The 24,358-nt window shown below is 63.9% G+C and carries 18 protein-coding genes; 8 read left to right on the top strand and 10 right to left on the bottom strand.

What is annotated here, in order from left to right; translation table 11 throughout:
- Nucleotides 1-30: 30 nt before the first annotated feature.
- From PCLY_RS06915 to gshB, 8 genes are all read right to left on the bottom strand, one after another.
- Nucleotides 31-1,938, bottom strand: a complete 1,908-nt coding sequence (locus tag PCLY_RS06915) for a beta-ketoacyl synthase (protein ID WP_061238556.1) — start codon at nucleotides 1,936-1,938, stop codon at nucleotides 31-33.
- A 428-nt stretch (nucleotides 1,939-2,366) separates the two neighbouring features.
- Nucleotides 2,367-3,638, bottom strand: a complete 1,272-nt coding sequence (locus tag PCLY_RS06910) for a dihydroorotase (RefSeq protein ID WP_061238555.1) — start codon at nucleotides 3,636-3,638, stop codon at nucleotides 2,367-2,369.
- Nucleotides 3,638-4,645 carry an aspartate carbamoyltransferase catalytic subunit gene (locus tag PCLY_RS06905; RefSeq protein ID WP_061238554.1) on the bottom strand — a complete coding sequence of 336 codons (1,008 nt, stop codon included), beginning with the start codon at nucleotides 4,643-4,645 and terminating at the stop codon, nucleotides 3,638-3,640. The genes PCLY_RS06910 and PCLY_RS06905 overlap by 1 nt, the downstream gene beginning before the upstream one ends.
- A gap of 11 nt (nucleotides 4,646-4,656) precedes the next feature.
- Complete coding sequence (gene pyrR / locus PCLY_RS06900; protein ID WP_061238553.1) at nucleotides 4,657-5,160, bottom strand: bifunctional pyr operon transcriptional regulator/uracil phosphoribosyltransferase PyrR; 504 nt, start codon at nucleotides 5,158-5,160, stop codon at nucleotides 4,657-4,659.
- 30 nt (nucleotides 5,161-5,190) lie between these two features.
- Complete coding sequence (ruvX, locus tag PCLY_RS06895) at nucleotides 5,191-5,628, bottom strand: Holliday junction resolvase RuvX (RefSeq protein WP_156458571.1); 438 nt, start codon at nucleotides 5,626-5,628, stop codon at nucleotides 5,191-5,193.
- Nucleotides 5,625-6,194, bottom strand: coding sequence for a YqgE/AlgH family protein (locus tag PCLY_RS06890; RefSeq protein ID WP_061238551.1), 570 nt, complete (start codon nucleotides 6,192-6,194; stop codon nucleotides 5,625-5,627). The genes ruvX and PCLY_RS06890 overlap by 4 nt, the downstream gene beginning before the upstream one ends.
- A 175-nt stretch (nucleotides 6,195-6,369) precedes the next feature.
- Nucleotides 6,370-7,266 carry an energy transducer TonB gene (locus tag PCLY_RS06885; RefSeq protein WP_061238550.1) on the bottom strand — a complete coding sequence of 299 codons (897 nt, stop codon included), beginning with the start codon at nucleotides 7,264-7,266 and terminating at the stop codon, nucleotides 6,370-6,372.
- A gap of 88 nt (nucleotides 7,267-7,354) precedes the next feature.
- Nucleotides 7,355-8,311, bottom strand: coding sequence for a glutathione synthase (gshB, locus tag PCLY_RS06880; protein ID WP_061238549.1), 957 nt, complete (start codon nucleotides 8,309-8,311; stop codon nucleotides 7,355-7,357).
- A gap of 243 nt (nucleotides 8,312-8,554) precedes the next feature.
- On the opposite strand from gshB, the gene pilG reads away from it, so the two are divergent.
- From pilG to PCLY_RS06840, 8 genes are all read left to right on the top strand, one after another.
- Nucleotides 8,555-8,962, top strand: coding sequence for a twitching motility response regulator PilG (gene pilG, locus PCLY_RS06875; RefSeq protein WP_003458788.1), 408 nt, complete (start codon nucleotides 8,555-8,557; stop codon nucleotides 8,960-8,962).
- 47 nt (nucleotides 8,963-9,009) lie between these two features.
- The gene (gene pilH, locus PCLY_RS06870; RefSeq protein ID WP_013713612.1) at nucleotides 9,010-9,375 is read left to right on the top strand and encodes a twitching motility response regulator PilH; all 366 of its coding nucleotides are present in this window, start codon (nucleotides 9,010-9,012) and stop codon (nucleotides 9,373-9,375) included.
- 42 nt (nucleotides 9,376-9,417) lie between these two features.
- Nucleotides 9,418-9,957 carry a chemotaxis protein CheW gene (locus PCLY_RS06865; protein ID WP_061238548.1) on the top strand — a complete coding sequence of 180 codons (540 nt, stop codon included), beginning with the start codon at nucleotides 9,418-9,420 and terminating at the stop codon, nucleotides 9,955-9,957.
- Between the two features lie 81 nt (nucleotides 9,958-10,038).
- Entirely contained in the window at nucleotides 10,039-12,075 is a 2,037-nt protein-coding gene (locus PCLY_RS06860; RefSeq protein ID WP_061238547.1) for a methyl-accepting chemotaxis protein, read from the top strand.
- Nucleotides 12,076-12,135: 60 nt separating this feature from the next.
- A complete protein-coding gene (locus PCLY_RS06855; RefSeq protein WP_061238637.1) occupies nucleotides 12,136-12,996 on the top strand; it encodes a protein-glutamate O-methyltransferase in 861 nt (286 codons plus the stop codon).
- Between the two features lie 25 nt (nucleotides 12,997-13,021).
- On the top strand, nucleotides 13,022-20,284 hold the full coding sequence (locus tag PCLY_RS06850; RefSeq protein WP_061238546.1) for an Hpt domain-containing protein: 7,263 nt from the start codon (nucleotides 13,022-13,024) through the stop codon (nucleotides 20,282-20,284).
- A complete protein-coding gene (locus tag PCLY_RS06845) occupies nucleotides 20,281-21,300 on the top strand; it encodes a chemotaxis protein CheB (protein ID WP_061238545.1) in 1,020 nt (339 codons plus the stop codon). Before PCLY_RS06850 ends, PCLY_RS06845 begins: the two co-directional genes overlap by 4 nt.
- Nucleotides 21,301-21,310: 10 nt before the next feature.
- Entirely contained in the window at nucleotides 21,311-21,781 is a 471-nt protein-coding gene (locus PCLY_RS06840; protein WP_061238544.1) for a chemotaxis protein CheW, read from the top strand.
- 79 nt (nucleotides 21,782-21,860) lie between these two features.
- On the opposite strand, the gene PCLY_RS06835 is transcribed toward PCLY_RS06840, so the two are convergent.
- Nucleotides 21,861-23,342 carry an alanine/glycine:cation symporter family protein gene (locus PCLY_RS06835; protein WP_061238543.1) on the bottom strand — a complete coding sequence of 494 codons (1,482 nt, stop codon included), beginning with the start codon at nucleotides 23,340-23,342 and terminating at the stop codon, nucleotides 21,861-21,863.
- Nucleotides 23,343-23,553: 211 nt separating this feature from the next.
- Complete coding sequence (locus PCLY_RS06830; protein WP_061238542.1) at nucleotides 23,554-24,273, bottom strand: 16S rRNA (uracil(1498)-N(3))-methyltransferase; 720 nt, start codon at nucleotides 24,271-24,273, stop codon at nucleotides 23,554-23,556.
- Between the last annotated feature and the right edge of the window lie 85 nt (nucleotides 24,274-24,358).

The raw sequence follows: 24,358 nt of genomic DNA, 5'->3' as shown, positions 1-24,358 counted from the left end.
GCTGAAGCCGCTCCTACAGCCTGTGCATCCTCAATCGAGCATATCGCTGTAGCGCGCGTCCTTCTTGAACACCAGTGGCTGGTCGAAGCCCGGCACCTTCACTTCTTCGGTGGTGATGGAGATCGCCTGGTCGTCGATCATGTCGTTACCGAAGTTGTAGATGATGTCCAGCTTGCCCTGCAGCGCCTGCTGGTCGTAGGCGGCGGCTGCGGCGCGGGTGCCTTCGCGGCGGGCCAGGTAGGCGTCGAAGGCGGCCTGACCGTGACGTTTGCGCAGCATGCGCTCGGCGACATGCGGGGCCAGCACCAGGGCGCTGGCGTTGTTGCCGCCGAAGCCCTTGGAGTTGATGAAGGCCACGTCCAGCGCCTGCTCGCCCATCTTGCGGTCGTCGGTGGACAGGCTCAGGTGATCCTGATGCACGTCAGCGGCGACGGCGTCGATGGTCTTCAGACCCGGCACGATGCCGTACTTGAAGGCGCCGAGAGCGGCGATCACCTGGTCACCGCTGGCGGTGGCCAGGGAGTGACCGACGAACGCCTTCACCGCCGTGACCGGCCATTGCTCGATGCCGAAGGCGGCCGCGACGCGGTCGAGAATTTCCGATTCGGTAACGCGGTTGGCCGGGGTGCTGGAGCCGTGGGCGTGGACGAAGCTGCGGCTGCGCACGGCGTCCAGGCCGAGCAGTTGCACGGCGCTGGCCACGGCCTTGGCCACGGTCAGGTAGTTACCTGGGCCGGGGGCGGAAATGGATTTCTTGAAGCCATCGGCGTTGATGAATACGTCCGGTACCGCGCCATGGATGTCGGCGCCCAGCTCCAGAGCCAGCTCGTCGTCCATCAGCACCACGAACTGGCAGGCCTCGGCCAGGGTGAAGCCGCAGTTGTCACCGAATGGACGACTGGCGCGGCGGAAGTCCACCTCGCTCTTGCCTTCGATCTGGCGCAGGCCTTCCTCGGTCGCCAGTGCGCCCATGGCGCCGTAGCCCTCGATGCACTCCTGGTTGATCGGCGCTTCGCTGCTGCCGACGATGACCACGCGGGCCTTGCCCGAGGCGATCTGCTCGATGCCTTTCTGCAGGTTGTAGAGGAAGGTGGCGCAGGCGCCGGTGATGCTGCCGGTGGTGCCGACGCTGCCCAGCACGTAGGCGTTGATGAAGTCGGCCGGCATGGTGTTCAGGCCCAGAGCCAGCTGCTTGGCGGTGACGCGACCGCCTTTGAGGCGTGACTGCATCATGCCGCCGAAGCCGTTCTCATCGAGCTGGCTCATGATGCAGCTGGCGAACACGGCGATTTCGTCCGGTGCCACGTGCTGGACGATGCGCTGCCAGTCGATGCCTACGGAACGCAAGGCATCGGTGACGCCGACCACGGTCATGGACAGGCCGCGCGGGTGGAAGCGCGCGTTGTACAACTCGCTCGGCTCGAAGCCGGTGGGCAGTTGGCCGGCGGACTTCACCGCCAGCGGGCGGTAGCTGTCCACCTTGAATTCGCAGCTGTCGTGCAGGGTGACGCGCACCTCATTGCCTTCGAGCTCTTCGAGCGACCAGTTGGCCGGCAGCGGCTCGGGCAGTTGCTTGCGCTGGGTGATGAAGCTGAGGCTGGTGCCATTGCTCGGGGCGACGCCGATGTTTTTCTGCCAGTGGGCTGCGTCGGGGTCCAGGTGCTGCTTCTCGATGCGGCGCACCAGGGTGCCGGCGAGGATGTCCTTGGCGTAGCGGCTCTCGATTTCGGCCAGGCTCAGCGGCTGGCCGTCCTGGTCTTGGTACTGGCCGTCGACCACGCGCACCAGTTTCATCATCTGTGCCAGCCCGGCCAGGGTTTCCTGGCGTGCCTGAGGCTCCAGCGACTCCTGCACGATGCGTCGGAAGCCGTGGTGGAAGGAGCTGCGCCCGGCTGCGTTGTAACCCCCAAAACCCACGATCACAGGTAAGCGCGACATAACTCAAAAGCTCCTGAACAAGGCCAGCGCGACGCCAGGCCGGCGCCAGTGGGCGCGGGCGGGGTCAAAGGGCGGTGGCGTTTGGAAAATTTCGGCTGCCTAACCTGACGTGGATCATGACTGTCGAGTCACTCATTCGTCCAATGTCGTGGCGAGTTCCAGCTGTGTCGCGGATGAGACAGGTCGTCTTCGGATGCCAGATGCACCAGACATATCGCGTCATTCGGTGCGCTGCCTAAAGGCCTGAGAAGAGCGAGCCCGCCGCCTCAGGCTGTGTGAAATCTGCTGCACTTGGTCATGCAGCGTTAAAAACAGGCTCAGAATGCTCATTTACAGCTCGTAAACTGCGCTTCTTCGCCTATTTTTGCCTTGCCTGACCTTCGCTCGCTACGTTTTCACACGGCCTGGCCTGGCGGGCTCGTCGTGGTTCAGCTCTGGTAGCTGAGGTGTCCATTGACCAGCGTGTAGCGCACGGCGCCAGGCAGGCAGTGACCGATGAACGGGCAGTTGCTGCCCTTGGAGTACCACTGCTCACCGGCCAGGGTCGAGGCTTGCGCGTCGAACAGCACGATATCGGCAGCGCTGCCGACGTTCAGCGTGCCGGCCGGCAGGCGCAGTGCGGCGGCGGGGCCGCTGGACAGGCGCGCCAGCAGCGTCGGCAGGTCCAGCAGGCCGTCCTGCACCAGGCTCAGGGCCAGCGGCAGCAGCAACTGCACGCTGCTGATGCCGGGCTCGGTAGCGGCGAAGGGGGCCAGCTTGGCATCGCGCTCGTGTGGTTGGTGGTGGCTGGCGATGGCCGAGATGACACCGGCCTTCACCGCCTCGCGCAGGCCGTCGCGATCGCGGCGCGAACGCAGTGGTGGTTGCACGTGGTAGAGGCTGGAGAAATCGATCAGCGCCTCGTCGGTGAGGATCAGCTGGTACAGCGCGACATCGGCGGTGACCGGCAGGCCACGGGCCTGGGCGTCGGCGATCAGCTCGGCGCCTCGGGCGCTGGTGATCTGGCTGAAGTGCGCGCGCACGCCGCTCTGTTCCACCAGCAGGAGGTCGCGGGCCAGGGCCACGGTCTCGGCGGTTTCCGGGATGCCGGCCAGGCCGAGGAAGCTGGCGGTCGGGCCTTCGTGCGCCAGGCCGCCTTCGGCCAGGTCGAGGTCCAGCGAGTGGAAGATCACCTGCAGGTCGAAGGTGGCTGCATATTCCAGGGCGCGACGCAGGGTGCGACTGCTGCGGAAATTGTTCAAGCCATTGCCGAAGGCGACGCAGCCTGCGTCGCGCAGGGCCACGAGCTCTGCAAGCTGCTCGCCGGCGAGATTCTTGCTCAGCGCGCCGATGGGGAAAACCTTGGTGTGCCCGGCTTCGCGGGCGCGGTCGAGGATCAGCTCGGCCACCGCCGTGGTATCCAGCACCGGTTTGGTAAGTGGCGGGCAGCACAGGCTGGTCACGCCGCCGGCCGCAGCGGCCAGGGTCTCGGTGGCGATGCTGCCCTTGCGGCTGTAGCCCGGCTCGCGCAGGGCTACCGACAGGTCGACCAGGCCGGGCGCGGCGATCAGGCCCTGGGCGTCGAGGGTCTTGTCGGCAGCGAAAGCGGACGGCGCCTGGCCGATGGCGGCCAGCTTGGTGCCATCGATGTAGAGGTCTGTGACCTGATCCAGGCTGCTGGCCGGGTCGATCACGCGGGCACCGAGGATTGCGGTACGCATCAGTTGGCCTCCTCGGCGTTGAGTTGACGTTGGACGTTCTGCCCGCTCATGGCCATCGACAGCACGGCCATGCGGATGGCGATGCCGTAGGTGACCTGGTTGAGGATCACCGACTGCGGGCCGTCGGCCACCGCCGACTCGATCTCCACGCCGCGATTGATCGGACCCGGGTGCATCACCAGGGCATCCGGCTTGGCCAGCTTCAGGCGTTGCTCGGTGAGGCCGAACAGACGGTAGAACTCGCCTTCGCTGGGCAGCAGGCCACCCTGCATGCGTTCACGCTGCAGGCGCAGCATGATCACCACGTCGACGTCCTTGAGGCCTTCGTTGGCATCGCTGAACACGCGCACGCCGTAGCTTTCTTCCAGACCGATGGGCAGCAGGGTCTTCGGTGCGATCACGCGGATGTCCGGGCAGCCCAGGGTTTTCAGCGCCAGCATGTTCGAGCGCGCCACCCGTGAGTGCAGGATGTCGCCGACGATGGCCACCGACAGATTCTCGAAGTCGCCCTTGTGCCGGCGGATGGTGAGCATGTCGAGCATGCCCTGGGTCGGGTGCGCGTGGCGGCCGTCGCCACCGTTGATGATCGCCAGGTTCGGGCATACGTGCTCGGCGATGAAATGCGCGGCGCCGGAGTCGGCATGGCGCACGACGAAGATGTCGGCGGCCATGGCTTCGAGGTTGCGCAGGGTGTCGAACAGCGTCTCGCCCTTGCTGGTGGAACTGGTCGACACGTTGAGGCTGATGACGTCGGCCGACAGGCGCTGGGCAGCCAGTTCGAAGGTGGTGCGGGTGCGCGTGGAGTTCTCGAAGAACACGTTGCACACGGTCTTGCCGCGCAGCAGCGGGACTTTCTTCACCGCGCGCGCGCCGACTTCGAGGAAGGAGTCGGCGGTGTCGAGGATTTCGGTCAACAGCTCGCGGGGCAGGCCGTCGAGTGAGAGGAAGTGGCGCAACTGACCTTGGTCGTTCAGTTGCAGCGGGCGCTTGGCGGCGAGTGGCGTCATCGCGGGGAGTCTCAGTTGGCGAGCGTCTGGAGTTCGAGGGTCAGCGGCGTGGGGCCGGACAATTTTACCCGCTCGTTGGTCGCCAGCGACAGGGTGGCGCCGACCACATCAGGGCGGATCGGCAATTCGCGGGCGTTGAGATCGAGCAGGCTGACCAGGGTCACGCTGGCCGGGCGGCCGTAGTCGAACAGTTCGTTCAGGGCAGCACGGATGGTGCGGCCGCTCATCAGTACGTCGTCGATCAGCACCAGGTGTTGGCCTTCGATCTCGAACGGCAGCTCGGATGGCTGCACCTGCGGGTGCAGACCGTTCTGGGTGAAGTCGTCGCGGTAGAAGGACACGTCGAGGATGCCCAGTGCGTCATCGCGGCCCAGCGCCTGGAGCAGGGCCTGAGCGACCCAGACGCCGCCGGTGCGGATGCCGATGAAGCGCGGCTCGCTGATCTGCCGTTGGTTGAGGTGCTGGGTCAGGGCGCTGGCCATGGCCGGTAGCAGGTCGTTGGGATTGGGTAGCATGGCGAAACTCCTTGGTGCGGGCCGATTCGCTCAGCCCGTGCAGTTTTCCTCTAGCCAGCCCTGCAGCAGCAGGGCAGCGGCAATGGCGTCGACGGGGCGCTCGCGGTAGCCACCGCTCTGGCCTTCGCGCAGGCGCTGGCCCTTGGCCTCGAAGGTGGTCAGGCGTTCGTCGTGGGTGTAGGCCGGCAGGTTGAAGCGGCCATTGAGGCGGCGGGCGAATTTCTCGGCACGGGCGCTCATCTCGCTGGGCGTGCCGTCCATGTTCAGCGGCAGGCCGACCACCACGGCGTCCGGCTGCCATTCCTTGATCAATGCTTCGACGCGGCTCCAGTCCGGCACGCCGTTCTGCGCCTTGAGCACGCACAGCTCGCGGGCATGGCCGGTGATCACCTGGCCGACGGCGACGCCGATCTGTTTGCTGCCGTAGTCGAAGCCCAGCAACAGGCGCAGTGGCTTGTCACTCATCAGGCGTGCCCGGCCTGGGAGGTGAGCAGGCTGAGGTTGATGCCGAGGCAGGCGGCAGCGGCATTCAGGCGTTGATCGAAGGGCAGGTCGAAGAGAATGCTGCTGTCGGCGGGGCAGGTCAGCCAGGCGTTGTCGGCGAGTTCGGCCTCCAGTTGCCCGGCGTCCCAGCCAGCGTAGCCGAGGGTGATCAGGTACTTGTCCGGGCCGCTGCCGTCGGCGATGGCGAACAGCACGTCCTGTGAAGTGGACAGGCCCAGTTCGCCCAGCTCCAGAGTGGCCTGGTACTGCGGGCCGGCCGGGTGCAGGACGAAACCACGGTCGGTCTGTACCGGGCCGCCGGAAAAGATCGGCAAGCTGTGGCACAGCGCGGCAGGCTCTTCATCGGGACGCAGCTGTTCGAGCACGTCAGCCAGATTGAGGCCATTGGGCTTGTTGATCACCAGACCCATTGCACCCTGCTCGTTGTGTTCGACCAGGTAGGTGACGGTCTGCGCGAAGTTCGGATCGTCCATGTGCGGCATGGCGATCAGAAAGTGGTGCTTGAGCGAGGTGGGGGCTGAGGTCTTCATGCCGGCTAGTTTCAGCTTTAAGGCGCCGGGCTTCAAGCTGTAGGGCGGTTCAGCTGCAGGGCGGGCTGGGGCGACGTGCCGGTAGCCCGGATGAAATCCGGGGGCGGTGGTGAAGTTCGCGGATTTCATCCGGGCCACGGAGAACGACCCAGGGGCCGCCGCGCGTGCCTCGGGGCTAGTTGCTCGACAGTCGGTCGCCGCGTTCGAAGCGCCAGGTACGGATGATTTCCAGGCGGTCGATATCCGCCAGGTCGCCGGTGAAGGGGGCGTAGGGCGCGGCCAGGCGCACGATACGCTGGGCGGCCTGATCGAGCACGGCATGGCCCGAGGACTCCAGCACCTGCACTTCATACAGCGAGCCGTCGCGGTTGATCGACACCAGCAGGCGCAGGCTGCCGTAGATGCGCTGGCGGCGGGCGTCGTCCGGGTAGTTGAGGTTGCCGATGCGCTCGACCTTCTTGCGCCACTCGTCCTTGTACCAGGCGCCCTTGTCACGCATGGTCGAGGCGGCGTTGAGGCGGTGGATCTTCGGACGCTTGGCGTACTGCTGAACTTCTTGCGCCAACTCGGCTTCCAGGCTGGCGATCTCGGCTGACAGCTGAGCGGAGTCGAACACCGGCGCAGGCTGTGTCTGCGGCACGGGCTTGCTCTCTTCACGCTTGACCGGGGTTTTCTGCTGCTGTGGTGCCCGTGTGGCGACGGCAGCCTTGGGCGCTTGCTGTTTGGTGGCAGGCGGCTGCGGGGTGGCCGGCGGCGTGATCTTGCGCACTTCGCTGTCCTGGAAGGGCGCCTGTTCGGTGGTCTTCGGGGCGGCGGCGTGTTCCAGGGTGCCGCTGCCCTGCTGGTTGTCCTGAGCGAGGAAGTCCGCCTCCTTGGGCTTTTCTTCGCTCTTGAAGGTGGACAGGGTGATTTCCAGCGTCTTGCTGATTTCCGGCGGTGACTCCAGGCTGAAGCCGACGCCGAGGATCACCGCCACGTGCAGTGCGGCAGCGATAAACAGGGTGAACCCCAGGCGATCCACCGGTCGGACGGTGGCGGAGGAGCTGGTCGGTGGGGTGGCTGCTGCGTTCATCGCGTATCGGGTCTGCTTTCGAATGTCGCGCAGTCTGCCGGGTAGCAGTAGGCGCCTGCAAGTTGCAGGCGCCAGGCTGCCACTTGCGTCAAGCTTTTAGTCCGCGCTTGCTCGCGATGCAGTCCATCAGACGATCGCCGATGCGGGTGTCGAAGGCAGCATCGATTTCGCGGATGCAGGTCGGGCTGGTGACGTTGATTTCGGTCAGATTTTCGCCAATTACATCGAGTCCGACGAAGATCAACCCTTTTTCACGCAGGGTGGGGCCGACTGCTGCGGCGATCTCGCGATCACGCTCGGTCAGTGGGCGGGCTTCACCGCGTCCACCTGCGGCCAGGTTGCCGCGCGTTTCCCCTGCCGCGGGAATGCGCGCCAGGCAGTACGGTACGGGTTCGCCGTCTATCATCAGAATGCGCTTGTCGCCGTCCTTGATGGCCGGCAGGTAGGCTTGCACCATGATCTGCTGCTGGCCGTGCAGGGTCAGCGCCTCGAGAATCACCGAGAGATTCGGGTCGCCGGCGCGGTGGCGAAAGATCTGCGAACCGCCCATGCCATCAAGGGGTTTGAGAATGATGTCACGGTGCTCATCGGCAAACTGGCGCACAATGTCTGCGCGCCGGCTGACCAGTGTCGGTGGCGTGTATTGGGGAAACTGGGTGGCGAAGAACTTTTCATTGCAGTCGCGCAGGCTCTGCGGCCGATTGACCACCAGTACGCCGTCGCGCTCCGCCTGCTCGAGCAGGTAGGTGGAGTAGACGAATTCGTTATCGAAGGGCGGGTCCTTGCGCATCAGGATCACGTCCAGCTCGGCGAGCGGCGTGTCCTGTTCCATGCCAAGGGTGAACCAGCGCTGCGGGTCGTTGAACACTTCCAGCGGTCGCAGGCGGGCACGAGCCTCGCCGCGAATCTGGTAGAGATCCTGCTGCTCCATATAGAACAGTGACCAGCCGCGTGCTTGAGCGGCCAGCAACATGGCCAGCGAGCTGTCCTTCTTGAAGGAAATGCTGGCAATCGGATCCATGACGATCCCGAGACGAAGGCTCATGGGGGTTAAATCTCCGCGAGATAGAGGGCAGGGGCCGGACTGGCCATGCCGAACGATGGCTGTCAGGGTGGCTTCGGCCGCGGCCTTGGTCAAGGGCTGGGGCTGCCCTGGCAGCCTTGTAGCTTGCATGTTGAGAGTGTGCTAAAAAGGCCCGACGATTGGGTCAAGACCCATCGGCGACTAGGCCTCAGGCATACTGATAACGCGAATATAACGACTCACCGAGGCGATGGTAGGGCGAACATGGAACAGCATTCCGAGGGTTTGAAAGTGATGGTGATCGACGATTCGAAAACGATTCGTCGCACCGCTGAAACTCTGCTGAAAAAAGTGGGTTGTGATGTCATCACCGCGGTCGATGGCTTCGATGCCCTGGCCAAGATTGCCGACACTCACCCCAGCATCATCTTTGTCGACATCATGATGCCGCGTCTCGATGGGTATCAGACCTGTGCCCTGATCAAGAACAACAGTGCCTTCAAATCCACCCCGGTGATCATGCTGTCCTCCAAGGATGGCCTGTTTGACAAGGCCAAGGGACGCATCGTCGGCTCCGATCAATACCTGACCAAGCCCTTCAGCAAGGAAGAGTTGCTCGGTGCGATCAAAGCCCACGTGCCGGACTTCACTCCGGTGGAACAAGCCTCCTGATGTAGCGGTCTCGCGGCCCCTACGTCTCTTCTGTATTGGGAAACACCATGGCTCGAATTCTGATTGTTGATGACTCCCCAACCGAGATGTACAAGCTGACCGCCATGCTGGAAAAGCACGGCCATCAGGTACTTAAAGCGGAAAATGGCGCCGATGGCGTTGCTCTGGCTCGTCAGGAAAAGCCGGACGCAGTCCTGATGGACATCGTCATGCCCGGTCTCAATGGTTTTCAGGCGACTCGTCAACTGACCAAGGACGCCGAAACCAGCCACATCCCGGTGATCATCGTCACCACCAAGGATCAGGAAACCGACAAGGTCTGGGGCAAGCGCCAGGGCGCCAAGGACTACCTGACCAAGCCGGTCGATGAAGACACCTTGCTGAAAACCCTCAACGCGGTACTGGCCGGCTGATGCCGTGCCGTCCGCGTATTAAATAAGAAGGCCTCGGCTGGCATGTCGGACGCGCAGACTCCTTTCCAGATACTCCTCGAGATCGACCAGCGTTGCCGAGCCCTGGCGGCCGGCCTGCCATCGCAACAAGCGGCGGTACAGACCTGGAGCGGTATCGGCTTTCGCATGGGCGAGCGATTCTTCGTCGCGCCGATGGGGGAGGTCGGCGAGGTACTGCATGAGCCGCGCTACACCCTGCTGCCGGGCGTCAAGGGCTGGGTAAAAGGGGTGGCCAACGTGCGTGGCCGCCTGCTGCCGATCATGGACCTGTGCGGGTTCTTCGGTAATGAACTGTCGCCGCTGCGCAAGCTGCGGCGAATTCTGGTGGTCGATCACCAGGAAATCTTCGCTGGCCTGACGGTCGACGAAGTTTTCGGCATGCAACATTTCCCCGTGGATGCATTTTCAGAACAGCTGCCGCCTCTCGAGGCGAGCATTGCGCCGTTTATCCACGGTGTCTTTCAACGCGAACAGCCCTGGTTGGTGTTCAGCCCTCATGCGCTGACGGCCGATCCGGGCTTTCTCGATGTGTCCTATCAATAGATTTTCGGTTGGGCCGGTTCTTCCGGCTCTTTGGCGTTACATGGGAACCCTAGTGCGGTCGGTCCAGGCGGGGGCCAGATAATGAAAAAACTCAATGCAGGCAATTTGTTGGCGGGGGCACGCAGCAGTACGCTGATCGCAGCGCTGTTCGTCGTCCTTATCGTTTCCATCGTGCTGTTGTTCGCGAACTTCGCCTACATCAACACCCAGTCCAACTACGATACCGAGTACATCGGTCACTCCGGTGAGCTGCGCGTACTGTCCCAGCGTATCGCCAAGAACGCCACGGAAGCGGCGGCCGGTACGGCCGAAGCCTTCGGTCTGTTGCGCGATGCGCGTAACGACTTCCAGCAGCGCTGGGGCTACCTGACCGATGGCGACGCCAGCAGCGGCTTGCCGCCGGCGCCGGAGTCGGTGCAGGCGCAGATGGCTGCAGTACAGCAAGACTGGGACAGCCTGCGGCAGAACACCGACGCCATTCTCGCCAGTGAGCAGACCGTACTGTCGTTGCACCAGGTAGCCGCCACCCTGGCGGAAACCATCCCGCAGTTGCAGGTCGAATACGAAGAGGTGGTCGACATCCTGCTGGAGAGCGGTGCGCCGGCGGCCCAGGTTTCCGTGGCCCAGCGCCAGTCGCTGCTGGCTGAACGTATCCTCGGTTCGGTGAACAAGGTACTGGCCGGTGACGAAGACTCGGTACAGGCTGCCGACATGTTCGGCCGTGACGCCAGTTTGTTCGGCCGTGTACTGGCCGCGATGCTCGAAGGCAACGCGGCGATGGAAATCAGCCAGGTGACCGACGATGAGGCGCTCGAGCGTCTGTCCGAGATTTCCGAGCTGTTCGAATTCGTATCCGGTTCGGTGGACGAGATTCTCGAAACCTCGCCGGAACTGTTCCAGGTACGTGAGTCTGCGAACTCCATCTTCACCGTTTCGCAGACCCTGCTGGACAAGGCATCCGATCTGGCCGGCGGCTTCGAAGAGCTGGCTGACGGTCGTGCCATCAACACCCTGTTCGGCTATGTGTTGGGCGCCCTGGCGCTGGGTTCTATCATTCTCATCGGCCTGGTGATGGTGCGGGAAACCAACCGTCGTCTGGCCGAAACCGCCGAGAAGAACGAACGTAACCAGGCGGCGATTCTGCGTCTGCTCGATGAAATCGCCGACCTCGCCGACGGTGACCTGACAGTGGCTGCAACGGTAACCGAAGACTTCACCGGTGCCATCGCCGACTCCATCAACTACTCCATCGACCAGCTGCGTGACCTGGTAGCCACCATCAACCTGACCGCCGTTCAGGTAGCTGGTGCAGCCCAGGAAACCCAGGCCACGGCGATGCACCTGGCCGAGGCTTCCGAGCACCAGGCGCAGGAAATTGCCGGCGCCTCCGCGGCGATCAACGAAATGGCCGTGTCGATTGACCAGGTATCGGCGAACGCCTCGGAATCCTCCGCGGTAGCGGAACGTTCCGTAGCCATCGCCAACAAGGGTAACGAAGTTGTACACAACACCATCACCGGCATGGATAACATCCGTGAGCAGATCCAGGACACCTCGAAGCGGATCAAGCGCCTCGGTGAATCGTCCCAGGAGATCGGTGACATCGTTAGCCTGATTAACGACATTGCCGACCAGACCAACATCCTCGCACTGAACGCCGCGATCCAGGCGTCCATGGCCGGTGATGCGGGCCGCGGCTTCGCCGTGGTAGCGGACGAGGTACAGCGCCTCGCAGAACGTTCCTCGGCAGCGACCAAGCAGATCGAGGCACTGGTAAAAACCATTCAGACCGACACCAACGAAGCCGTTATCTCCATGGAACAGACGACTTCCGAAGTGGTGCGCGGTGCCCGCCTGGCGCAGGACGCCGGTGTGGCACTGGAAGAGATCGAGAAGGTATCGAAGACCCTCGCGGCCCTCATCCAGAACATCTCCAACGCCGCCCGTCAGCAGGCCTCTTCGGCCGGCCACATTTCCAACACCATGAACGTGATCCAGGAGATCACCTCGCAGACGTCCTCGGGTACCACCGCCACCGCCAAGAGCATTGGTAACCTGGCCAAGATGGCCAGTGAGATGCGCAAGTCGGTGTCCGGCTTCACCCTGCCAGACGCCTGATAAAGGAGCGCGGTGGCTGATGCTGGCCACCGCAACACAGCCATGACTCAGGGCGAAGGTATGCAGTCAGCGGGCGTTTGGGCATTGCGCCCGGTGGCCGATATGTCGCAAGCCGATTTCCAAGACTGGCAGACGCTTCTCGAGGCGCGCACCGGTGTGGTGATCAGCGAGCAGCGTCGTGCCTTTCTGCAGACCAACCTGAGTACGCGCATGCGTGAACTGGGCGTCACGGACTACGCCAGCTACTACCGTCAGGTCACCGACGGGCCGCGTGGCGCGGTGGAGTGGTCGACCCTGCTGGATCGTCTGACCGTGCAGGAAACCCGCTTCTTCCGCCACCCGCCGTCCTTCGAAGTGCTTTCGCAGTATCTGCAGGAACGCCTGGAGGCGGGCCTGGGTAAGCCCTGGGAGTTGTGGAGCGTAGGCTGTTCCAGTGGTGAAGAGCCTTATTCGCTGGCGATTCAGGCCGCCGAGACGCTGCAGGGCAGCGAGCTGCCCGAGCACTTCGCAGTGACTGGGACCGATATCAGTCAGGGCGCGTTGAGCAAGGCCCGCGAGGCCTGCTATTCGACGCGGCGCCTGGAGCAGGTGAGTGACGAGCTGCGCGAGCGCTATTTCATCGCGCAGGCCGATGAACGTTTCAAGGTGGTACCGAGTCTGGCTGCGCGAGTGTGCTGCGCCCGGCTCAATGTGCTGGAACTGGCCAAGGCGCCTATGTCCGGCATGGATGTGATTTTCTGTCAGAACTTGCTGATCTATTTCCGCCGCTGGCGTCGCCGCGACATCCTCAACCGCCTGGCCGAGAGCCTGGCGCCGGGTGGCCTGCTGGTCGTAGGCGTAGGCGAAGTAGCCGGTTGGCAGCACCCGCAACTGGTGCCGGTAGCCGATGAGCGAGTTCTGGCGTTTACCCGCAAGGGATAAGGCCAAGTTTATGAGTGGAGTGGCTATGGGTGATCGGCATGATTATGTCGCCCTGGAGTGGGTCAAAGGCGAGATCGGGGAAACCCTGAAGCAGGCGCGACAGGCCCTGGAGGCGTTCGTCGAGAACCCGCAGGACCCCACGCGCATGCGCTTCTGTCTGACCTACGTGCACCAGGTTCACGGCACCTTGCAGATGGTCGAATTCTACGGCGCAGCGTTGCTCGCCGAAGAAATGGAGCAACTGGCCAAGGCGTTGATGGAAGGTCGCGTGGCCAACCAGGGTGAGGCCCTGGAAGTGCTGATGCAGGCCATCCTGCAGTTGCCGGTGTACCTCGACCGTATCCAGACCGCTCGCCGCGACCTGCCGATGGTCGTGCTGCCGCTGCTCAACGACCTGCGCGCCGCCCGTGGCGAGAAGCTGCTGTCGGAAACCAGCCTGTTCTCCCCTGATATGTCCGTGCGCCTGCCAGCGTTGCCCGAAGGCAGCATGGCGCGCCTGCGCACCGCCGAGTTGCCGGTGTTGCTGCGCAAGCTGCGGCAGATGCTGCAGATGTCACTGGTCGGGGTGATCCGCAACCAGGATCTGGGCACCAATCTCGGTTATATGGCGCGCGTCTTCGCCCGCCTGGAAAGCCTGTGCAAGGACGCCCCGCTGGGCGGCCTGTGGCAGATCGCCTCCGGCATGGTCGAAGGTCTGGCCAATGGCAGCGTGGTCAATGGCACCTCCGTGCGTACTTTGCTGCGTCAGGTCGACAAGGAGCTCAAGCGCCTGGTCGAGCAGGGCGCCGATGGCATCAACCAGTCCGCGCCCGATGAGCTGACCAAGAACCTGCTGTTCTACGTGGCCAAGGCTCCGGCGCAGTCGCCACGCATTAGCGCGCTGAAGGAACAGTACCGTCTCGATGAAGCGCTGCCTGATAACGAAGTAGTCGACGAAGAGCGTGCTCGCCTGGCCGGCCCAGACCGCGATGCCATGCGTTCGGTGGTCGCCGCGCTGTGCGAGGAGCTGGTGCGGGTCAAGGACAGCCTCGACCTGTTCGTACGCAGCGATCGCAGTCAGCCGGGTGAGCTGGACGCTTTGCTGGCACCGCTCAAGCAGATCGCCGATACCCTGGCTGTGCTTGGCTTCGGCCAGCCGCGCAAGGTGATTCTCGATCAGATCGACGTCGTCCACAGCCTGTCACTCGGCCAGCGTGAGCCGAACGATGCGGTGCTGATGGATGTCGCCGGTGCGCTGCTCTATGTCGAAGCGACGCTGGCCGGCATGGTCGGCCCGAGCGAGGACAACCAGAATGAGCAGAGCCGTCTGCCGACCACCGATGTGGGGCAGATCCATCAGCTTGTCATTAAAGAGGCGCGCAACGGTCTGGAACAGGCCAAGGACGCGATCATCGAGTTCATCGCCTCGCAGTGGAACCACGAGCACCTGGCCCGTGTTCCCGAACTGCTGACCCAGGTCCGTGGCGGCCTGGCGATGATTCCGCTGCAGCGCGCTGCCGATCTTCTCAACGCCTGTAATCGCTACATCCAGGAGCAGCTGCTGGCGCGCAAGGCCGTGCCCAACTGGCAGAGCCTGGACACCCTGGCCGATGCCATCACCAGCGTCGAGTATTACCTCGAGCGTCTGGCCGAGGACCACGGCACGCAAGGCGATCTGATTCTCGATGTCGCCGAGGAAAGCCTGGAAAACCTCGGTTACCCGCTCACGGAAAAACCGTCGATCCTCGACCGCGTCGAGCCGCAGGAGGAAAGCCTGGCACCACTGGCTGACCCGCTGCAGGAAATCGAACTGCTGGGCGCGGAAGACGAACAGCTCGAAGAACCCCTGGCCGAAATCGAGACGCTGACATTCGACGCGCCCGAGTCGCCCAGTGATGAGGTTGCGGATGTGCACTCGCTCGATGCCGAGCCCGAGCTGCCGGCAACCCAGGAGCCTGCCGATACCTTCACCTTCGAGCTCGATGATCTCGAAGAGCTGCCTGCGCAGCAGAACGAAGAAACCGTTGCCGCGCGGTTGCTCGATGCCGAACCCGAGCTGGAACTCGAAGAGCTGAGCCTGGATCAGCTGGCCGAGGTTCCGCAGTGGGACGAGCTGGAGTTGGCCGAGCTGGAACTGCCGGAAGTCGAGCTGCCCAGCGCGCCGGACGTAGCGGAGCAGATTGCGCAGCCCGAGGCAGATAAACCCTTGTCGATGGCTGATGTGATGGCCGCCCCGGTACAGGCGATCAACCCGCCTGCTGCCGACGTGCCGCCGAGCCTGTTGCCGCCACCTGCCGACGAAGAGCCGGTGGACGAGGAACTGCTGGAAGTCTTCATCGAAGAAGCCGGTGAGGTGCTGGAAACCATCGCCGAGTACCTGCCGCAGTGGCAGGCCAATACCGACAACAAGGATGCGCTGATCGAGGTTCGTCGCGCCTTCCACACCCTCAAGGGCAGTGGGCGCATGGTCCGCGCACTGATTATCGGCGAGCTGGCCTGGTCCATCGAAAACCTGCTCAACCGCGTGCTCGATCGCAGCATCGAACCGAACGCACCTGTGCAACAGGTGGTGCTGGATGTCGTTGCCCTGATGCCGGCGCTGGTCGATGAGTTTGCCGCCAAGGCGCAGCGCCAGCGTGACGATGTCGACCTGCTGGCAGCCACCGCACACGCGCTGGCCAAGGGGCTGACGCCCCCAAAATCTGACGCCCCGGCCGCCCAGCAGGTAGCCGAGCCCGAGGGCGTTGACGAAGCTACCGAGGTCACCAAGCAGGTTGCTTCGAGTGACGACGAAGCGCTCGAAGGCGAGCCCCTCGATCCACAGTTGCTGGAGATTTTCCGCAACGAGGCGGAAACCCATCTCGATACCCTGGTGGGCTTTCTCGCCGACTGCGCGCAGGAACTGCCACAGCCGGTAACCGATAACCTGCAACGTGCCCTGCATACCCTCAAGGGCAGCGCCTACATGGCCGGTATCCTGCCGGTGGCGGAGATCGCCGCGCCGCTGGAGAAGCTGGTCAAGGAGTTCAAGACCAACCTGATTCAGGTTGACCTGAGCGCCGCCGAGCTGCTCAGTCGTGCCGAGCAGTTGTTCCGTGTCGGCCTGGAAAATCTGGAAAGCCAGCCCCTGGCACCGATCGAGGGCGCCGCGGAGTTCCTCGCCCGCGTGCAAGCGCTGCACCAGGAGCGCCTGGCCAGTGCCGAAGACGAGCGTCTGGGGCAAAGCGGTGAAAGTCGCGACCCGCAACTGATCGGCATCTTCCTCGCCGAGGGCATGGATATCCTGCTGGACGCCGAGGACCTGCTGCGCAAGTGGCGCGAACACCCGTCCGAGCGCCAGGAGCTGTCTGCACTGCTGGAAGAACTGACCACCCTCGGCCGTGGGGCCGAAATGGCCGAACTGCCGCAGATCGACGAACTCTGTGAAGCCCTGCTGGACCTCTATGGTGCAGTCGAGGAAGGTAGCCTGGCGGTCAGCGAGCGCTTCTTCGATGAGGCGGAAAAAGCCCACGAAGCTCTGATCGGCATGATGGATCAGGTCGCCGCCGCCCTGCAGGTCAGCGCGCAACCCGAGCGCGTGCAGGCACTGCGTGACCTGCTCAGCGAGGCCATCGATCCGCAGACCCTGGCCTTGCTGGCGCCGGGTGCCGAGGGTATGGAAATCATCGAGCTGGACCAGGCCACTGCCGAGCTCGAACAAGCCGAAGTCGAGCCGCCGCAGCCGGACGAAGAGTCCGTCGAGGCACACGTCGTCGAGAGCGATGACATCGAACTGCAGGCCGAGGCAGAGGCCGAGCTGGGGTTCAGCCCTGCCGACGCTGATCTCGATGAGGAAATGGTCGAGATCTTCCTCGAAGAAGCCGTGGATATTCTCGAAAGCGCCGGTCAGGCGCTGGAACGCTGGCTCGGCGAGCCGGACAACACCCTGCCGTTGTCCTCGCTGCAACGTGACCTGCACACCCTCAAGGGTGGGGCGCGCATGGCCGCGATTCGCCCGGTCGGTGATCTGGGCCATGAGCTGGAGTCGCTTTACGAAGGGCTGGTCGATCGCCGTTACAGCTACTCGCCGGCATTGGGCAGTCTGCTGCAGCAAAGTCATGACCGTCTGGCGCAGATGCTCGATCAGTTGCAGGCGCGCCAGCCGCTGGTCTCCGGAGATGACCTGATCCAGGCCATCCGCCAGTTCCGTCAGGGGGGTGTGCCGCAGAGTCTGTCCGCTGCTGCCGCTCAGGTTGAGCCGCAAGCCGATGAGGCGCCCGTCGACCTGATCGAGCCGGAAGCGGACAGCGCCGAGCTGCCTCCGCTGGCTCTGGTCGAAGACGAGATCGTGTTCGACGAAGAGCCGCAGGCAGAGGCCGATTTGCCTTTGAGCGATGAAGTCGAGCCGGTAGTGGCGGAAGATGAATCGCCCGCGCTGAATGAAGTTACAGTCGAGCCCGAGCCCGAGCCCGAGCCCGAGCCGCAGAGCGCGCCGTTGGCCAATTGGCACGATGAGCGTGACCCCGAGCTGGTGGAAATCTTCCTCGAGGAAGGTTTCGACATCATCGACAGCGCCGGTGCCGCACTGCAGCGCTGGATGGCCAATGTCGACAACAGCCTCGAGCTGGAAGCCCTGCAGCGTGACCTGCACACCCTCAAGGGTGGTGCGCGCATGGCCGAGATTCGCGAGATCGGCGATCTGGCCCATGAGCTGGAGTTCCTTTACGAAGACCTCGGTGCCGGCCGTCTGCGCGCCAGCCCCGAGCTGTTCACCCTGTTGCAGGCCTGCCACGACCGCCTGGCTGAGATGCTCGAAGCCGTACGGGGTAAACGTGTCGTGCCGCAGGGCGATGCCCTGATCGAGACCATCAAACGCTTCCGTGCCAACCCGGACGAGCAGCTGAGCATGCCCTCGGCCGTGCAGCTCAAGGCCGTGGTCGAGAACGATGAGGCGGACGAGGCCGACAGCGACATCCTCGATATCTTCCTCGAAGAGGGCGACGACCTGCTCGAAGCGATGGAAACGGCCGTCGGTCGCTGGGAAGAGCAGCGTGACGATGTCAGTGCCATCGACGAGATGCTGCGCATTCTGCATACCCTCAAGGGTGGTGCACGGCTGGCCGGGCAGAAGCGCCTCGGCGACATGAGCCACGACCTGGAGCAGCATCTCAGCGAGGCGTTGCTCCAGGGGGCGCCCTGGCCGGAAAGCCTGTTCCTCGATGTGCAGTCCGGTTTCGAAGGTCTGCAGCAGGAACTCGACGTACTGCGTCAGCGCCTCAGTGCCAGCCTGGCCGACGAAGCGGCGGCGCCGGTCAGCGAGGCCGAGCCAGCAGCACCGGCGATTGCCAATCTGCGTAATCCCATCGTTGCCGCCAGTGACGTGCCGACTCAAGTGCAGGCGCTGAAGGTGCTGCCATTCGTGCAGCGTGCGCAGGAGGCTGCTCAGGAAGCGGCCGCGCGTCGTGCGCCGCAGGAACTGGTCAAGGTGCCGGCCGAGCTGCTCGAAGGCCTGGTCAACCTGGCCGGTGAGACCTCGATCTTCCGTGGCCGTGTCGAGCAGCAGGTCAGCGATGTCAGCTTCACTCTGAGCGAGATGGAAGCGACCATCGACCGCGTGCGCGACCAGTTGCGCCGTCTCGACACCGAGACCCAGGCGCAGATTCTCAGCCGCTACCAGGCCGAGGCCGAGCGCGCTGGCTACGAAGATTTCGACCCGCTGGAGATGGACCGCCACTCGCAACTGCAGCAGCTGTCCCGTGCGCTGTTCGAGTCCGCGTCCGACTTGCTCGATCTGAAGGAAACCCTGGCGGCGAAGAACCGCGACGCCGAGACCCTGTTGCTGCAACAGGCGCGGGTCAACACCGAGCTGCAGGAAGGCCTGATGCGCACGCGCATGGTGCCTTTCGACCGCCTGGTACCGCGCTTGCGCCGTATCGTTCGCCAGGTGGCGGGTGAGCTGGGCAAGCAGGTGGAGTTCGTCGTCGGCAACGCCGAAGGGGAAATGGACCGCACCGTGCTCGAGCGCATCGTTGCGCCACTGGAGCACATGCTGCGTAACGCCGTCGACCACGGTATCGAGCCGTCTGATGTGCGCCGTGCTGCGGGCAAGTCCGACACTGGCACCATTCGCCTCAACCTCGGTCGCGAGGGTGGCGATATCGTCCTGGTGCTGGACGACGATGGCGGTGGTATTCGTCTCGAGGCCGTGCGCCGCAAGGCCATCGAGCGCGGTCTGATGGATGCCGACAGCGACCTGAGCGATCACGAGGTGTTGCAGTTCATTCTCGAGGCGGGTTTCTCCACCGCCGAGAAGGTCACGCAGATTTCCGGCCGCGGTGTCGGCATGGACGTGGTGCATTCGGAGGTCAAGCAGCTCGGCGGCTCGATGAGCATCGACTCGACGCTGGGCCAGGGTACGCGCTTCACCATCCGCCTGCCGTTTACCGTGTCGGTGAACCGTGCGCTGATGGTGTATTCCGGGGAAGACCTCTACGCCATCCCGCTGAACACCATCGAAGGTATCGTGCGGGTCTCGCCGTTCGAACTGGAGGCTTACTACGCGCCCGACGCGCCGCGCTTCGAATACGCTGGTCAGGCCTACGAACTGAAGTACCTCGGTGATCTGCTGAACAATGGCCAGCAGCCCAAGCTGGTCGGGCAGAGCCTGCCGCTTCCGGTGATCCTGGTTCGTTCCAGTGAGCACGCCGTGGCGGTGCAGGTGGACAGCCTTGCCGGCTCACGCGAGATCGTGGTGAAGAGTCTTGGCCCGCAGTTCGCCGGGGTGCATGGCATCTCCGGTGCGACCATCCTCGGGGACGGTCGCGTGGTGGTGATTCTCGACCTGCTGGCGACCATCCGTGTGCTGCACGCGCACCTGCAGAATCAGCTGGTACCGCGTCTGGCTTCGCGTCAGACGGTGGCCAAAGAGGAAGTGGAAGCCGACCGTCCGACACTGGTCATGGTGGTCGACGACTCGGTCACCGTGCGCAAGGTCACCAGTCGTCTGCTCGAGCGTAACGGCATGAACGTGGTCACCGCCAAGGATGGTGTCGACGCTATCGCCCAGCTGCAGGAACACAAGCCCGACATCATGCTGCTGGACATCGAAATGCCGCGCATGGACGGCTTCGAGGTGGCCACACTGGTGCGCCACGACGAGCGCCTGAAGGACTTGCCGATCATCATGATCACCTCGCGTACCGGTGAGAAGCACCGTGAGCGGGCCATGACCATCGGCGTCAATCAGTACCTCGGCAAGCCCTATCAGGAATCCTTGCTGCTCGAGACCATTGCACAGTTGGTGGATAGCCACCGGGTCAAACGGATATGACGGACAAATCTGCAGCGCGTATTGCAGTAATCGCTGACACCTCGCTGCAGCGCCACGTGCTGCAGCAGGCCTTGACCGGCGGCGGCTATCAGGTGGTGCTCAACAGCGATCCGGCGCGCCTCGACGAGCAGGCCCTGGCGGCCTGCGAAACCGATCTGTGGCTGGTGGATCTGGCCCAGTCGGAAGATTCGCCGCTGGTCGACAGCCTGCTGGAGCGCGCCAGTGCGCCAGTGCTGTTCGGTGAGGGGCATGCGCCGGAGCGTCATTCGGAGAACTATCCGCGCTGGGAGCGCAGTCTGTTCGGCAAGCTCAAGCGTCTGGTCGGCGATCCGGCCCAGGCGGTCGGGCCGAGTCTGCAGGCATTGCTCGATGAAGCACAGCGCCCGACTCGCCTGGAGTTGCCGCAGGCACTGGCCGATACGCCGCTGAAAGCCGGCGAGCCGGCGCGCCAGGTATGGTTGCTGGCTGCGTCGTTGGGTGGCCCGGCGGCGGTCAAGGCGTTCCTCGATGCGCTGCCGGGCGGCTTGCCGATCGGTTTCATCTACGCCCAGCATATCGATGCCAGCTTCGAGGCGGCATTGCCGCAGGCCGTCGGTCGACATAGCCAGTGGCATGTCAACGCCGCGCGACATGGCGACCCGGTGCGCTGCGGGGAAGTGGTGGTGGTGCCGATCAGCCGCGAGCTGGGCTTTGCCGAGGACGGCGCGATGCAGATCGCCGAACGCGGCTGGCCGGAGCCCTACAGCCCGTCCATCGATCAGATGATGCTCAACCTGGCGCAGCAGTTCGGTGCCCAGTGTGGCGTGATCGCCTTCAGCGGCATGGGCAGCGATGGCAGCGCCGCCGCTGCTTACGTCAAGCGCCAGGGCGGCATGATCTGGACCCAGCGCGCCGATAGCTGCGCCAGTCCGAGCATGCCGGACAGCCTGCGTGAGGGGGGCTACAGCAGTTTCAGCGCGGACCCGCGCGAGCTGGCCATAGCCCTGGTCAATCACCTCACCGAACATTGCAGTTGAGGACGTTTCAATGAGCCAAGCCGTCGCCACCCAGAACAGCGCCACCGGTCTTACCAGCGTGCTGGTACCACTGACCGACCGTACCCTGCTGTTGCCCAACGTGGCGTTAGCCGAGTTGATTCCCTATCGCGCACCGCAGCTCAGCGAAGGCACTCCCGAGTGGTTTCTCGGCCAGATCGCCTGGCGTGATCTGCGTTTGCCGCTGCTGTCCTTCGAGGCTGCCAGCGGCGGTCAGGTACAGGTTGCCAATGGCGCTCGCGTGGCGGTGATCAACGCCCTGGGTGGTCGGCCCAAGGTCAAGTTCATCGCCTTGCTGGTGCAGGGCATTCCACGTTCGCTGAAGGTCGGTAGCGACCTGCAGGCGGCCGATGTGGAGCTGGCGCCGCTGGAGTTGGGTGCTGCGCGCGTTGGTGAGGACGTGGTACGTATTCCCGACCTGGCCGCCCTGGAGCAGCTGCTTGCCGATGCCGGCCTGATCTGAGTTCGGCCAGCGCTCGAAGTTGCACCCATGAAAAAGCCCCGGCACTGGCCGGGGCTTTTTCATTACTGCCGCCGAGCTATCAGCGCTGCGTTTGCTGCGCGTCGGCTTTCTCTACGGTCAGGTTGTCTTCCGAAGTGCTGGTGCCCCAGTAATCGGCATTCTTGATGCCGAGCTTCTCGGGGTGGAAGACCGGGTCCTTGCCCTCGTCCTGCTGCTGCTCATAGTCCTTCAAGCACTTGTAGGCGACCTTGTGCATGAGCAGGATGGCGATGATGTTCAGCCAGGCCATCAGACCAACGCCCAGATCACCCAGGTCCCAGGCGAAGGTGGCGGTGTGCACGGTGCCGTAGACGGTGGCGGCGATGATGCCGAACTTCAGCAGCAGGGTGAGGATGGGGCGCTTCACCTTGCGGTTGATGTAGGCAATGTTGGTCTCGGCGATGTAGTAGTACGCCAGGATGGTGGTGAAGGCGAAGAAGAACAGGGCGATGGCGACGAAGGCGTTGCCGAAGCCGGGCATCATGTTCTCCATCGCGGTCTGTACATAGCCCGGACCTGCGGCGACACCGGCGATACCGGTGAACATCGCACTGCCATCCGGCGCCTGCACGTTGTACTGACCGGTGATCAGCAGCATGAAGGCGGTGGCGGAGCAGACGAACAGGGTGTCGATGTAGACCGAGAAGCCCTGTACCAGACCCTGCTTGGCCGGGTGGCTGACAGCGGCGGCGGAGGAGGCGTGCGGACCAGTGCCCTGGCCGGCCTCGTTGGAGTAGACGCCGCGCTTGACGCCCCACTGGATCGCCATGCCGACGATGGCGCCGAAGCCAGCCTCGAGGCCGAAGGCGCTCTTGACGATCAGCATCACCACTTCCGGCAGTTTGCCGATGTTCAGCAGGATGATCACCATGGCCACCAGGATGTAGCCCAGGGCCATGAACGGCACGACCACCTGAGTGAAGTGGGCGATACGCTTGACGCCACCGAAGATGATCAGACCGATCAGCACGGCCAGCACGGCGGCGGTGACGTTCGGGTCGATGTCGAAGGCGGTCTTCACGCTGGAAGCGATGGAGTTGGCCTGTACGCCCGGCAGCAGCAGGCCGCAGGCGAACACGGTGACAACGGCGAACAGCCAGGCGTACCACTTCAGACCCAGACCTTTCTCGATGTAGAAGGCCGGGCCCCCGCGGTATTCACCGTTGAGCTTTTCCTTGTACACCTGACCGAGGGTCGACTCGACGAACGCCGAGCTGGCGCCGAGGAAGGCCACCATCCACATCCAGAACACGGCGCCCGGACCACCGAAGGTGATCGCGGTGGCCACACCGGCGATGTTGCCGGTACCGACGCGACCGGCGAGGGTCATGGTCAGAGCCTGGAAGGAGGTGATGCCGTGCTCGTCGGTCTTGCCGGTGAACATCAGGCGGATCATTTCTTTGAAGTGGCGAACCTGGAGGAAGCGGCCGCGCAGGGAGAAGTAGAGACCAACGCCGAGACAGAGATAGATCAGCGCGGGGCTCCAGACCAGACCGTTTAGGGTCGAGACCAGTTCGTTCATGCAATGCTCCTGGGCATGCGGCCGCCTTATGGGCGGGGCCGAAGCCCGTTGTTTGTTATTGGAAGAGGAACGACGCTCTGGGCGCCGGCCTCGGCCGCGCGCGGGTGGCTGGTGAGCGGGTCGCGCGTGCGGCGCGCAGAGCATGACAAAGACTGTTGCTCTTGCAATCTCTTGAGGTCACATTTTGTTACGCCAAGGCGACATTCCCGTCTTACAGGTCGCCCCAGAGCTGTTGTGCGACGCTGAGGGCCACCACGGGAGCCGTTTCCGTGCGCAGGACACGTGGGCCGAGGCGGGCAGCATGGAAGCCGGCGTCCTTGGCCTGCTCGACTTCAGCCTCGCTCAAACCGCCTTCCGGGCCGATCAGAAACGCCAGCGAGCGTGGTGCAGCGTGACCGGTCCAGGGCTCGGCAACCGGGTGCAGCACCAGTTTCAGGTCCGCTTCGACCTGCTGCTGCCAGGTGGCCAGTTCCAGTGGCGGGTTGATCACCGGCAGTACCGAGCGACCGCATTGCTCGCAGGCGCTGATCGCCACCTGGCGCCAGTGAGCCATGCGCTTGTCGGCACGTTCATCCTTGAGTCTGACTTCGCAGCGCATCGAGACGATCGGAGTGATCTCGCTGACCCCCAGCTCGGTGGCCTTCTGGATCGCCCAGTCCATGCGTTCGCCGCGTGACAGACCCTGGCCGAGGTGAATGCGCAGCGGGGATTCGTCGAGCCCGGCGATCGCCTCACGCAGCTCGACGCGTACGCTCTTCTTGCCTACTTCGATGAGCTCGCCGAGATACTCCTGGCCGCTGCCGTCGAACAATTGCACGGCATCGCCCGCTGCATGGCGCAGCACGCGGCCGATGTAGTGGGCCTGGGCCTCGGGCAGTTGGTGTTGACCGAGGGAGAGCGGGGCATCGATGAAAAAACGGGATAGGCGCATAAGGGCAGCTGCAGGCGGCAAGTTCGAAGCGGCAAGTTTAAAGCGCTGCTGCGCGCGGCGCACCCTGCGGTCGGGGCGCCGCTGT

Origin of the sequence: Ectopseudomonas composti (genome assembly GCF_001567565.1) — a bacterium.
In the GTDB taxonomy this organism is placed as follows: Bacteria; Pseudomonadota; Gammaproteobacteria; order Pseudomonadales; family Pseudomonadaceae; genus Aquipseudomonas; species Aquipseudomonas composti_A.
Note: the sequence above shows the minus strand (reverse complement) of the source record. Positions and strands in the feature narration are given on the sequence as shown.